The sequence below is a fragment of the Pseudomonas sp. GW823-FHT03E05 genome (genome assembly GCF_058796855.1).
Genome location: NZ_JBXAJB010000001.1, coordinates 1 through 13,905 on the forward strand (window position 1 = coordinate 1; position 13,905 = coordinate 13,905).

General features: G+C 64.5%; 2 protein-coding genes. One reads left to right on the forward strand and one right to left on the reverse strand.

Going from position 1 to position 13,905, the window contains the following annotated elements:
* Positions 1-10,893, forward strand: a 10,893-nt coding sequence (locus AC1RCO_RS00005; protein ID WP_492617200.1) for an amino acid adenylation domain-containing protein, incomplete at its 5' end; no start/stop codon positions are given.
* A gap of 495 nt (positions 10,894-11,388) precedes the next feature.
* Here the strand turns inward: AC1RCO_RS00005 and AC1RCO_RS00010 are convergent.
* On the reverse strand, positions 11,389-13,863 hold the full coding sequence (locus AC1RCO_RS00010) for a TonB-dependent siderophore receptor (protein ID WP_015636423.1): 2,475 nt from the start codon (positions 13,861-13,863) through the stop codon (positions 11,389-11,391).
* Positions 13,864-13,905 lie beyond the last annotated feature (42 nt).

Consider the following 13,905-nt stretch of genomic DNA (forward strand, 5'->3'; position numbering starts at 1 on the left):
CCCGGGCTGGTGCATGTCTACGACCTGTACGGCCCTTCGGAAGACACCACCTACTCGACCTACACCCGGCGCGAGGCCGGCGGCCAGGCCAATATCGGCCGGGCCATCAGCAATACCCAGAGCTACATCCTCAGCCCGGACCTGCAACCGGTGCCGGTGGGCAGTGCCGGCGAGCTGTATCTGGCCGGCGCCGGGGTGACCCGAGGCTACCTGGCGCGCCCAGGGCTGACCGCCGAGAAGTTCGTACCCAATCCGTTTTCCAGCGACGGTGGCCGGGTGTACCGCACCGGCGACCTGACCCGTTACCGCACCGATGGGGTGATCGAGTACATCGGCCGCATCGACCATCAGGTGAAGATCCGCGGTTTCCGTATCGAGCTGGGTGAAATCGAGGCGCGGCTGGTGCAGCAGGCGGCGGTGCGTGAAGCCTTCGTCCTGGCCCATGACGGCGAGAACGGCCAGCAACTGGTGGCCTATATCGTGCCGAGCGAGGCCACCCCGACCGTCGAGGCCCAGGCCGCCCTGCGCGACAGCCTCAAGACGGCACTCAAGGAACACGTGCCGGACTACATGGTGCCGGCCTACCTGCTGTTCCTCGAAGCGTTGCCGCTGACCCCCAACGGCAAGCTCGATCGCAAGGCCCTGCCCAAGGTCGACGCCCAGCAGATGCAGCAGGTCTATGTGGCGCCGCAGAGCGAACTGGAGCAGCAGATCGCGGCGATCTGGGCCGATGTGCTGAAGCTTGAGCAGGTCGGTGCCACCGACAACTTCTTCGAACTGGGCGGTGATTCGATCATCTCGATCCAGGTGGTCAGCCGCGCGCGGCAGGCCGGTATCCGCTTCACCCCGCGGGATCTGTTCCAGTACCAGACGGTACAGGGGCTGGCGGCAGTGGCCGAGCAGGGCGAGGGCGGGGTGCAGATCGACCAGGGCCCGGTGCGTGGCGCAACTGCGCTGCTGCCGGTGCAGCAGTGGTTCTTCGAGCTGCCCATGAGCGAACGCCATCACTGGAACCAGTCAGTGCTGCTCAAGCCGGCCCAGCCGCTGCGCGCCGAGGTGGTAGAGAACGCCTTGCAGGCCCTGTGGGTGCAGCATGACGCCTTGCGCTTGCAGTTCAGCCAGGAGGCGGATGGCTGGTCGGCGCGTTTTGCCGATGCCGGCCAGCGGCCGGAGCTGCTCTGGCAGGTCGCAGTGGATGGCGCCCAGGCCATGGAACAGTCGGCGATCGAGGCGCAGCGCAGCCTGAACCTGCAGGACGGGCCGCTGCTGCGGGCCGTGCTGTTCAGCCTGGAGGACGGCAGCCAGCGCCTGTTGCTGGTGATTCACCACCTGGTGGTGGACGGGGTGTCCTGGCGGATCCTGCTGGAGGATCTGCAACGGGCCCACGCTCAACTCAGCGCCGGCCAGCCCCTGGCATTGCCGGCCAAGACCAGCTCGACCCAGGCCTGGGCCGAGCAGATGCAGGCCTATGCCCAAGGTGCGGCGCTGCAGGAAGAACTCAAGTACTGGCAGGCCCAGTTGCAGGGCGTCGAGTCGAACCTGCCGCTGGATCGCCCGGTGACCGAGTTGCAGAACCAGCACGCCAGCAGCCTGAGTTCACGCCTGGACAAGGCCCGTACCCAGCGCCTGCTGCAGGATGCCCCGGCGGCCTACCGCACCCAGATCAATGATTTGCTGCTCACCGCCCTGGCCCGGGTCATCACCCGCTGGACCGGCGAAGCCAGTGCCCTGGTGCAACTGGAAGGCCACGGCCGCGAAGACCTGTTCGACAGCATCGACCTGACCCGCACCGTGGGCTGGTTCACCAGCATGTTCCCGGTGAAGCTCACGCCCCAGGCGTCCCTGGCTGATTCGATCAAGTTCATCAAGGAACAACTGCGGGCGGTACCGAACAAGGGCATCGGCTTTGGCGCCCTGCGTTACCTGGGGGATGCTCAGGCGCAGCAGGCCCTGGCAGCCTTGGCCGTGCCGCGTATCACCTTCAACTACCTGGGCCAGTTCGACGGCAGTTTCGACGAGCAGGACTCCCTGTTCAAACCCAGCGGTGAAGCCAAGGGCGACGACCAGAGCCCACTGGCCCCGCTGAGCAACTGGCTGAGCCTGGATGGCCAGGTCTATGGCGGCGAGTTGAGCCTGAACTGGACCTTCAGCCAGCAGATGTTCGATACCGCCACCGTGCAGCGGCTGGCCGACGACTATACCGAGGAGCTCAAGGCGCTGGTGGCGCATTGCTGCACACCAGAGCTGGCGGGCGCGACCCCGTCGGACTTCCCACTGGCGGGCCTGAACCAGCAGCAACTGGATCGCCTGCCGGTGGCGATGGCCTCGGTCGAAGACCTCTACCCCCTGTCGCCGATGCAGCAGGGCATGCTGTTTCATACCCTCTACGAGCAGGCGGCGGGCGACTACATCAATCAACTGCGGGTAGACGTGGACGGCCTTGATCCGCTGCGCTTCCAGCAGGCCTGGCAGGCGGCCATCGATCGGCATGACATCCTGCGCACCGGCTTTATCTGGCAGGGCGAGGTGTCGACGCCGCTGCAAGTGGTGCACAAGCATATTGCCCTGGACTGCACCGAACATGACTGGCGCGGCCAGCCGCAGCAGCAGGAAGCCCTGGATACCCTGGCCACCGCCGAGCGCCAGCGTGGCTTCGAGCTGGATGCCGTGCCGTTGTTGCGCCTGACCCTGGTGCGTATCGACGAGCAGCGCTACCACCTGATCTACACCAACCATCACATCCTGATGGACGGCTGGAGCAACTCGCAGTTGCTCGGCGAAGTACTGCAACGTTATGCCGGTCAGTTGCCCAGCCACGCTGCGGGCCGCTACCGGGACTACATCGCCTGGCTGCAACGCCAGGATGCCCAGGCCTGTGAAAGCTTCTGGAAAGAACAACTGCAGACGCTGGATGAACCGACCCGCCTGACCCAGGCGCTGTCCCGGGTCGCGGACATTGCGGCCGGCACCGGCCACGGCAAGCATCATCGCGAGCTGGACCTGGCACAGACGGCACGGCTTGGCGAATTTGCCCGGCAGCAGAAGGTCACGGTCAATACCCTGGTGCAGGCGGCGTGGCTGCTGTTGCTGCAACGTTGCACCGGGCAGGACAGCGTGGTGTTCGGCGCCACGGTGGCGGGGCGCCCCGCGGAGCTCAAGGGCATAGAGCAGCAGGTGGGCTTGTTCATCAACACCTTGCCGGTGGTGGCCACGCCACGCCCGGACATGACCGTGAGCCAGTGGTTGCAGGCAGTGCAGAACCGCAACCTGGCGCTGCGCGACTATGAGTACACGCCGCTGTACGAAGTGCAGCGCTGGGCCGGGCTGGGCGGGGATGCGCTGTTCGACAACATCCTGGTGTTCGAGAACTACCCGGTGTCCGAAGCCCTGGAAAAAGGTGCTCCGGCGCAACTGCGCTTTGGCGCTGTGGGTAACCACGAACAGACCAACTACCCCCTGACGGTCGCGGTCAACCTGGGGGCGAGCCTGTCGTTCGAGTTCATCTATGCCCGTGAATCCTTCTCCGAGCCTTCGATGGTGCAGTTGGGCGGGCACTTGCAGGGCCTGTTGCTGAGCCTGATGGAGCATGCGCAAACCGGCCTGGGTGAGTTGCCATTACTGACGCAGGACGAGCAGCACCGTATCCGCCAGGATTGGGACCACACCGATGTGGTCTACCCGACCGAGCGTTTTGTTCACCAGCTGTTTGCCGATCAGGCGGCCAAGGCGCCGGATGCCCCGGCGGTGTTCTTCGCCGAGCAGCGCCTGAGCTATCGCGAGCTGGATACTCAAGCCAACCAGCTGGCGCACAAGTTGATCGAACTGGGCGTTGGCCCGGAAGTGCGGGTGGCCATCGCCATGCCGCGTTGCGCGGAAATCATGGTGGCCTTCCTGGCCGTGCTCAAGGCCGGCGGGGTCTATGTGCCGCTGGATATCGAATACCCCCAGGACCGTCTGCGCTACATGATGCAGGACAGCGGCGCTTGGCTGCTGCTGACCCAGAACCATCTGCTGGATCGCTTGCCGATTCCTGAGGGGCTGCCGACCCTCAGCGTCGAAGGCGCGGCCGATTTTGCGGCCTATCCGGTGACCAGCCCAGAGGTAGACCTGGCCGAGGAAAACCTCGCCTACGTGATCTACACCTCCGGGTCCACCGGCTTGCCCAAGGGCGTGGCGGTGTCCCACGGCCCGCTGGCCATGCACAGCCTGGCCACCGGCGAACGTTATGAAATGAGCCCGGCGGATTGCGAGTTGCACTTCATGTCCTTCGCCTTCGACGGTTCCCACGAAGGCTGGATGCACCCGCTGATCTACGGTGCCAGCGTGCTGATTCGCGACGATAGTTTGTGGTCGCCGGAATTCACCTACGAACAGATGCACCGCTACGGCGTCACCGTGGGTGTGTTCCCGCCGGTGTACCTGCAGCAACTGGCGGTACACGCCGAGCGTGACGGCAACCCGCCGGCGGTGCGGGTGTACTGCTTTGGTGGCGATGCAGTGCCCCAGGCCAGTTACGATCTGGCGTGGCGAGTGCTGCGGCCCAAGTACATCTTCAACGGCTACGGCCCGACTGAAACCGTGGTGACTCCTTTGATCTGGAAGGCCAAGGCGGGCGATCCGTGCGACGCGGCCTACGCGCCTATCGGCAATATCGTTGGCAATCGCAGTGCCTATGTGGCCGATGCCAACCTCAACCTGTTGCCGGTTGGCGTGGCGGGTGAGTTGTACCTGGGTGGCCTGGGCGTGGCTCGGGGTTACCTGGATCGTCCGGGGCTGACGGCGGAACGCTTTATCCCCGATCCTTACAGCACCACCGGTGCCCGGTTGTACCGCAGCGGCGACCTGACCCGCTATCGCACCGATGGCTTGGTGGAGTACGTAGGCCGTGTCGACCATCAGGTGAAGGTGCGGGGTTTCCGTATCGAGCTGGGCGAGATCGAAGCGCGTCTGCTGGAACAGGACCCGGTGCTGGAAGTGGCGGTGATCGCCCAGCCAGGGCCGAGCGGCCAGCAACTGGTGGGTTATATCGTGCCGGTGGACGCTGACGTGGCGTTGAGCAACGAGCGCCAGGCGCAGTTGCGCGAGAGCATCAAGGCGCGCCTGCGGGAAAGCCTGCCGGACTACATGGTGCCGACCTACCTGCTGTTCCTCGAAGCACTGCCGCTGACGCCGAACGGCAAGCTGGACCGCAAGTCGCTGCCGAAAGTCGATGCGCAGCTGATGCAGCAGACCTACGTCGCGCCGCAGAACCCGCTGGAACAACAGATCGCGGCGATCTGGGCCGATGTGCTGAAGCTTGAGCAGGTGGGCGTCACCGACAACTTCTTCGAACTGGGTGGCGACTCGATCATCTCGATCCAGGTGGTCAGCCGGGCGCGGCAGGCCGGTATCCGCTTCACCCCCAAGGACCTGTTCCAGCACCAGACGGTGCAAGGGCTGGCCACGGTGGCGGAGCAGGGCGAGGGCGGTTTGCAGATCGACCAGGGCCCGGTGCGTGGGCAAATGCCGCTGCTGCCGATCCAGCAGTGGTTCTTCGACACCCCGGTGCCGGAACGGCATCACTGGAACCAGTCGGTGCTGCTCAAGCCGCTACAGGCGCTGCAAGCCCAGCCCCTGGAAAGCGCATTGCAGGCCCTGACGGTGCAGCACGATGCCTTGCGCCTGCGCTTTACCGAACATCAGGGCACGTGGCGTGCAGCCTTTGCCGATGCCGAGGAGCCGGTGCAACTGCTGTGGCAGGCCAATGTTGCCGACGCCCAGGCGTTGCAGCAGTTTGCCGAGCAGGCCCAGAGCAGTCTCAACCTGCAGGAGGGCCCGTTGCTGCGGGCCGTGCTGTTCACCCTGGCCGACCAGAGCCAGCGCCTGTTGCTGATCGTTCATCACCTGGTGGTGGATGGGGTGTCCTGGCGGATTCTCCTGGAGGATCTGCAAGCCTTGCTGGGCGGCCAGGCACTGCCGGCCAAGTCCAGCTCGACCCAGGCCTGGGCCGGGCAGTTGCAGGCCTATGCCAGCAGCGCGGCGCTGCAGCAGGAGCTGGGTTACTGGCAGGCACAGTTGCAGGGTGTCGAATCGAACCTGCCTTGCGACCACGGCCACGACGGGTTGCAGAACCAGCACGCGAGCAGTGTCGAAACCCGGCTGAGCAAGGGTGATACCCAACGCCTGTTGCAGGACGCACCGGCAGCCTATCGCACCCAGATCAACGATCTGCTGCTTACCGCCCTGGCCCGGGTCATCACCCGCTGGACCGGCGACAGCAGCGCCCTGGTGCAGCTGGAAGGCCACGGCCGAGAAGAGCTGTTCGACAGCATCGACCTGAGCCGCACCGTGGGCTGGTTCACCAGCGTGTTTCCGGTGAAGCTGACGCCGCAGCCGGCCCTGGCCGACTCGATCAAGTTCATCAAGGAACAGCTGCGGGCGGTGCCGAACAAGGGCATCGGCTTCGGTGCCTTGCGCTACCTGGGGGATGCTCAAGCACAGGCAGCCCTCGCCGCACTGGCGGTACCACGCATCACCTTCAACTACCTGGGCCAGTTCGACGGCAGTTTCGATGACCAGCAGGCATGGTTTGCCCCGGCCAATGAGGCCAAGGGCGACGACCAGAGCCTGCACGCCCCCCTGGGCAACTGGTTGACTCTCAATGGCCAGGTCTATGGCGGTGAGCTGAGCCTGGGCTGGAACTTCAGCCGGGCGATGTTCGATACCGCCACCATCGAGCACCTGGCGGATGACTACGCCCGGGAACTCAAGGCGCTGATCGAGCATTGCAGCCAGCCCGAGCACCGTGGCGCCACGCCATCGGACTTCCCGCTGGCCGGCCTGAGCCAGCAACAGCTGGACCGCTTGCCGCTGGCCTTGGCACAGGTGGAGGACCTTTATCCGCTGTCGCCGATGCAGCAAGGCATGCTATTCCACACCCTGTATCAAGAGGAGGGTGGCGACTACATCAACCAGCTACGAGTGGATGTGGACGGGCTCGATCCCGAGCGCTTCCGCCAGGCCTGGCAGGCAACCATCGAGCGTCATGACATCCTGCGCAGCGGTTTCCTCTGGCAGGGCGAACTGCCGGCGCCGATCCAGGTGGTGTACAAGCAGGTCAGCCTGGAGTGTGTCGAGCACGACTGGCGCTCGACGCAGCAGGCCCCGCAAGCCCTGGACACCCTGGCGGCGACCGAGCGTCAACGGGGCTTCGATCTGGCCGCTGCGCCCCTGCTGCGCCTGACCCTGGTGCGCACTGGCGAGCAGCGTTACCACCTGATCTACACCAACCACCACATCCTGATGGACGGTTGGAGCAACTCGCAGTTGCTCGGTGAAGTACTGCAACGTTATGCCGGTCAATTGCCGCAGCACCTGACCGGGCGCTACCGCGACTACATCGCCTGGCTGCAACGCCAGGACGCAACCCTCAGTGAGCATTTCTGGAAACAGCAACTGCAGGGGCTGGATGAGCCGACCCGTCTGGCCCAGGCCATTGCTGCCGGTGCACGAGCGCCGCTGGAGGAGGGCCATGGCAGCCATGGCTGCACCCTCGACGAGGCCCAGACCCGCAGCCTGGGCGAGTTTGCCCGCCAGCAGAAGGTCACGGTCAACACCCTGGTGCAGGCCGCCTGGCTGTTGCTGCTGCAACGCTGCACCGGGCAGGACACGGTGGTGTTCGGCGCCACGGTGTCCGGCCGGCCGGCGGAACTCAAGGGCGTGGAGCAGCAGATCGGCCTGTTCATCAACACCTTGCCGGTGGTGGCCGCGCCACTTCCGCAGTTGTCGGTCAGCGACTGGTTGCAGGCCGTGCAGGAGCGCAACCTGGCCCTGCGCGATTTTGAACACACGCCGCTGTATGACGTGCAACGCTGGGCCGGCCTTGGGGGCGAGGCACTGTTCGACAACATCCTGGTGTTCGAGAACTACCCGGTGTCCGAAGCCCTGGAGAAAGGCTCGCCGGCACAGTTGCAATTTGGCGCGGTAGGCAATCATGAGCAGACCAACTATCCGCTGACCCTGTCGGTGTTTGTCGCTGAACGCTTGTCATTCGACTACAGCTATTCGTGCCAGCACTTCAGTGGCGCCGCGATCCAGCAGTTGGCCGAGGGCCTGCAACAGCTGCTGCTGGCCATGATCGGCAACCCCGGGCAGTGCCTGGGGGATCTTTCGCTGCTCAGCGACGGGCAACGGACGGTCGTTGAACAGGAGTCCCGCCGGGCGGCCGGGCAAGTGGGCCGGGACTTGAATATCCACCAGTTGATCGAAGCCCAGGCCGCGCGCACTCCGGATGCCGTGGCGCTGCTGTGCGCCGGCCAGCAACTGAGCTATGGCCAGTTCAACCAGCGGGCCAACCAGTTGGCCCATAAGCTGATCGAGCAGGGTGTAGGCCCGGATGTGCGGGTGGGCATTGCCGTGGAGCGCGGGCTGGACATGATTGTCGGCCTGCTGGCGGTGCTCAAGGCCGGTGGCGCCTACGTGCCGCTGGACCCCGAGTACCCCCAGGAGCGCCTGCACTACATGATGCAGGACAGCGGCATCCAGTTGCTGCTGACCCAGTCGCCGCTGCTGGAGCGTTTGCAGGATGGCCTCGCGGTGCCGTACCTGTGCCTGGACCAGGCTCCCGTCTGGCTGGCCGGTATGGCGCAGGGCAACCCGCCTGAGCGCAGCAGCGCGGAAAACCTGGCCTATGTGATGTACACCTCCGGCTCCACCGGCCGGCCCAAGGGCGTAGGTATTACCCACAACGCCCTGAGCCAGCACGCACGGGCCACCGCCAGCCATTTCAACATGACGGCTGCGGACCGTGGCTTGCAGTTCTCCACCTTCAACTTCGATGCCTTTGTCGAACAGCTGTACCCGGCGCTGATCCGTGGTGCTTCGGTGGTGATCCGCGGCAAGGCGCTGTGGGACAGCGAAACCTTCTACCGCGAGCTGATCGAGCAAGGCATCAGCATCGTCGACTTGAGCACCGCCTACTGGTTCATGCTGGGCAAGGACTTCGCCGCCAAGGGGCCGCGGGACTTTGGCCGCCTGCGTCAGCTCAACCTGGGGGGCGAGGCCATGCCGGCGGAAGGCGTGGCCGCCTGGAAGCAGGCCGGCCTGAAACACGCCTGCCTGCTCAACACCTACGGGCCCACCGAGGCCACCGTGAGTGCCACGGCCCATGACTGCGGTGCCTACCTGAAGGGGACCGAGCCGCTGCCGGCGGTGATTCCACTGGGCAAGGCCCTGCCGGGCCGTTCCATCTACCTGCTGGACAGCAGCGGCAACCTGCCGCTCAACGGTGTGATGGGCGAGCTGATGATCGGTGGCGACCTGCTGGCCCGGGGTTACCACGACCGCCCAGGCCTGACTGCCGAGCGTTTCATTCCCGATCCGTTCAGCAGCGATGGTGGGCGCCTGTATCGCTCCGGCGATCTGGCCCGCTATGACACCGAAGGCGTGATCGAATACGCCGGGCGCATCGACCACCAGGTGAAGATCCGCGGTTTCCGTATCGAAATGGGCGAGATCGAAGCGCGGCTGCTGGAGCTGACGCCAGTACGCGAGGCGCTTGTACTGGCCCAGGACGGCGCGAGCGGGCCACAACTGGTGGCTTATGTAGTGCCAGCCGCGCAGGTGGCGGCCGATACGCCGCAGGCCCAGGCGCAACTGCGCGAGCAATTGAAAGCGGCCCTCAAGGAGGTGCTGCCGGACTACATGCTGCCGGCGCACCTGCTGTTCCTCGAAGCGCTGCCGTTGAGCCCCAATGGCAAGCTGGACCGCAAGGCCCTGCCCAAGGCCGATGCCAGCCTGTTGCAGCAGGCCTACATCGCTCCACAGAGCGAGCTGGAACAGCAGATCGCCGCCCTCTGGAGCCAGGTGCTGGGCGTCGATCAGGTGGGCCTGGACGACAACTTCTTCGAGTTGGGTGGGCACTCCCTGGATGCCTTGCGCCTGATCGGCGCCATCAACCAGGCACTGGCTGTGCAACTGAGCATCAATGCGCTGTTCACGGCGCCGACCGTGGGGCAACTGGCTGGTGTGATCGCAGCCGGTCAGCCCGACAGTGCACAGAATGTCATCGCCCTGGGCGGCTCCGGCCAGCCGCTGTTCTGCTTCCACCCGGCGGGGGGCAGCGTGTATGGCTACCTGCCGTTGGCGGCGCAGTTGCGCGACCGTTGCGCGGTGTATGGCGTGCTGCACCAGGCCTACCTGCAAACCGACTGGAGCGAGGTTTCATGGCAGGCCATGATCGAGCGCTATGTCGCCAGCATCCGCCAGGTGCAGCCGACAGGTCCTTACTACCTGGCAGGCTGGTCCCTGGGCGGGTCCATTGCCATGGACGTGGCCAGCGAACTGGAGGTGGCGGGAGAGACGGTGCGTTTCCTCGGCCTGCTCGACCCGACACCGCCTCAGGGCGCCGGGGACGATCAGATCCAGACGCAGGAGATGCCAGTCACTGTGACGGCCGAGTCCGAGTGGCAGGCGATCATCGACAAGCTCTGCCAGCAGTTCCCGGGCAGTGCAGGGATGATCGAGAGCCGCTTGAGGCGCGAAGCCGAGCTCGATTGGCAGAGCATCCATGGCTGGGTGGCTGGCAATATCCCCCTGGCTCCCGGCGAGCTGGATTGGGTGGTGGGGCTGTTCAAGGCCGAGTTCGACGCCTCGCTGGTCAGCGCGGTGTTCAATGACTTGAGCGCCTTGTCTGCGGCCTATGCCTATCGCCCCCTGCGGGTTGCGCCGCGGCTATGGTGGTCCAGTGACTACACCCCGGAGCGGATCCAGGTCATGGAGCAGGCCATGGGTCGCGAGGTGCAGGGTGGCGAGATAGCCGCTTCATATCATATCGAAGCCCGCCATGAAGCCATGGTGGACAGCCGAGCCTTGCTGGAGAGCTTCACAGAGCAGTTGCTGACCTGCTTGAACTGAGACACCGACAAAGGCCTGGACCGGCAACGGTCCAGGCCTTTGTCGTTTTCGTCATAAGCAAATCAACGGCTCGCCCTCGCTCTGTAGGAGCTGGCTTGCCAGCGAACGTGCGCAGGTCTTAAGGGCGCCTTCGCCGGCAAGCCGGCTCCTACGGGGATCTGCACCGTGCATCTGACTGCTGTAGGAGCTGGCTTGCCAGCGTAGGCGTCACCCGGGGCGCTGCATGACTTGCGGGCCTCTTCGCCGGCAAGCCGGCTCCTACGGGGATCTGCACCGTGTATCCGACTGTTGTAGGAGCTGGCTTGCCAGCGAAGACGTCACCCGGGGCGCTGCATGACTTGCGGGCGCCTTCTTCGGCAAGCCGGTTCCTACGGAAGGGGATGTGGGAGGGGAGGGGAATTCATCGCGTTGCAGGATTTGGCTTGCCAGCGAAGGTGCGCGAGTCTCAAGGGCGCCTTCGCCGGCAAGCCGGCTCCTACAGGGGGAGGACGTGATTCACAGAGACCAGCTGACCGTGACCATGGCGTTGCGCGGGTCGCCGTAGAGGCTGGTGCCGTAGTCGGTATTGGTGCCGATGCTCTGGTAGTAGCGCTTGTCGAAGAGGTTGTTGACGTTGAGGCGAATGTTCACATTTTCCGAGGCCTTGTAGCTGGTCATCAGGTCCACCAGGGCGTAGGACTTCTGTTCGATGCGGTAGTCGAAGGTGCTCAGGTAGTCGTTGGTGCCCTTGTTGTAGATGGTGTTCTGGCCATAGATCCCGCCCCCGATGGTCCAGCGGTTCAGGTCGCCGGGCAGTTGGTAGGTGGTGAAGGCCTTGAACACGCTGCGCGGGATGTCGGTGTCGAACAGGCGGCCGACGTTGGCTTCATTGGAGTCCTTGGTGTACTTGACCGAGGCATAGGTGTAGCCCGCCCCCAGTTCCCAGCCCGGGGCCAGGGTGCCGTTGATTTCCAGTTCGATACCTTCGCTGCGCACCTGGCCCGCGGCTTCGTAGCAGGTGCTTCCCACCGGGTTGCACTGGTTGGGGTTGAGTACCTTGGCACGGTTTTCCTGGTCGATGCGGAAGATCGCCGCACTGGCATTGAGTTTGCCGTCGAAGTACTCGCCCTTGATGCCCAGTTCGTAGTTCTTGCCTTCGATGGGCTTGAGCGCGCCGTTGGAGGTGTCGAGTTCGGTCTGTGGCTTGAAGATATCGGTGTAGCTGACATAGACCGAGTGGTTCTGGTCCAGGTCATAGATGGCTCCGGCATAGCGGGTCAGGTGCCGTGTCACTTTGTTCGGCAGGCTGGAGGCGGAGGCTTTGCCGTTCCAGGTGGTGGTCACGTCGTAGTCGTACCAGTCCAGGCGCCCGCCAAGGATCAGCTTCAGGTCATCGGTGATGCTCAGACGGGTGGTGACGTAGGTGCCTTCCAGCTGGCTGGTACGGCGTTGTGTCCAGGGGTTGGCACTCATGTCTGGCTTGGGAATGCCGCTGGGCTTGTAGATGTTGGTGTGGGTCTCAAGGTCGATGGGCAGGCCCTTGCCCTTGAACGTCAAGTCGCGCCGGCTGGCGCCCACCACCAGTTCATGGGTACGCCCGAACAGGGAGAAGGGACCGGTGACGTAACCGTCGTAGCTGTTTTGCTGGTCTTCGTAGTCGTAGCGACCGATGTTCTGGCCGAACTCATCGTAGTTGGCGCCCATGCGTTCCGGAATGGAGCCGAGCATGTTCAGGTCCGACCAGCTCTTGCTGGCGGACAGGAGCATTTTCCAGCTGTTGGCGAAGCGATACTCCAGGCGGCTGAACGCCGTGGTGTTGTTCTGATCCCAGTACTCCCACTTGCTGCCCAGGTAGGTCGAGCGCTTGAGGTGCAGGTCGCTGCCGTCGGCTGCAACCGGCAGGCCACCCCAGGAAGTGTTGTTTCTGCCGCTCTGGTTGGAGACGCCAAAAGTGAAGGTGGTGTCTTCGTTCAGGTCGGCCTCGGTGATGCCGTAGAACACGTTGCGTTCACTGCTGACGAAGTCCTGGAAGCTGCCCTTGCTCTGATAGGCGGCGACCACCCGGCCGCGCAGGGTGCCGCTTTCGTTGAGGGCGTTGGAGGCGTCGATCTCGGTGCGGTAGTCGTCCCAGCTGCCGGCGCTGCCGGTGACGGTGACCCGCGGTGTGGCGGTGGGGCGCTTGCGCACCATGTTGATCGCTGCCGACGGGTTACCTGCGCCCTGCATCATCCCGGTGGCGCCACGCACCACTTCCACATGGTCGAAGATCGCCATGTCAGCCGAGGAGTTCATGTCCCGGCTCAGGTAGTGGGTCAAATCGTTGGGCAAGCCGTCGGTCATCAGGTTTTCGACGGCAAAACCACGGGAGTAGAAGGTCGGCCGCTGCGGACCGTCCTTGGTGATGGAAATGCCGGGGGTGGCCTTGAGCACATCCTCCAGGGACCTCATGTTCTGGTCATCCATGCGCTGGCGGGTGATGACCGTGACCGACTGCGGGGTTTCCCGGGCCGTCAGCGACAGCTTGCTGGCGGTCTGCATGGCCCCGGTGGTGTAGGAACCTGTGTCCTCGGTGGTGGTGCCCAGGCCCTGGCCGCTGATGGTGCTGGTCCCCAGTTCCAGCGAGCCGTTGCCACCATGGTTGCGGATAGTGACCGAGTTGTCCTTGAGGGTGTAGGCCACCCCCGTGCCATTGAGCATGGCCGCGATGGCCCGCTCCGGCGAATAGCTGCCGCTGAGGGCGTTGCTGCGCTTGCCTTGCACATCGTCAGGGTTGTAGAGCACCTGCATATTGGCCTGGCGCCCGAACTCCTGCAGGGCCGCAGACATGGACTGCGAGACGATGTTGAAATGGATTTCCTGGGCCTGGACCTGAGCCATCAGTGGCAGGGTCAGGGCCAGGCCCAGGGTGCGGGAAGCCAGTTTTGGCGAGAAGGCCTGGCGAAGCAGCGCTTTCGTCAAAGGGGTCAGTCGGTGTTGTGCGGGCATGCTCATATGCTCTTATAGATCCGGCAGATGTAGTGACTGTTAATGGTA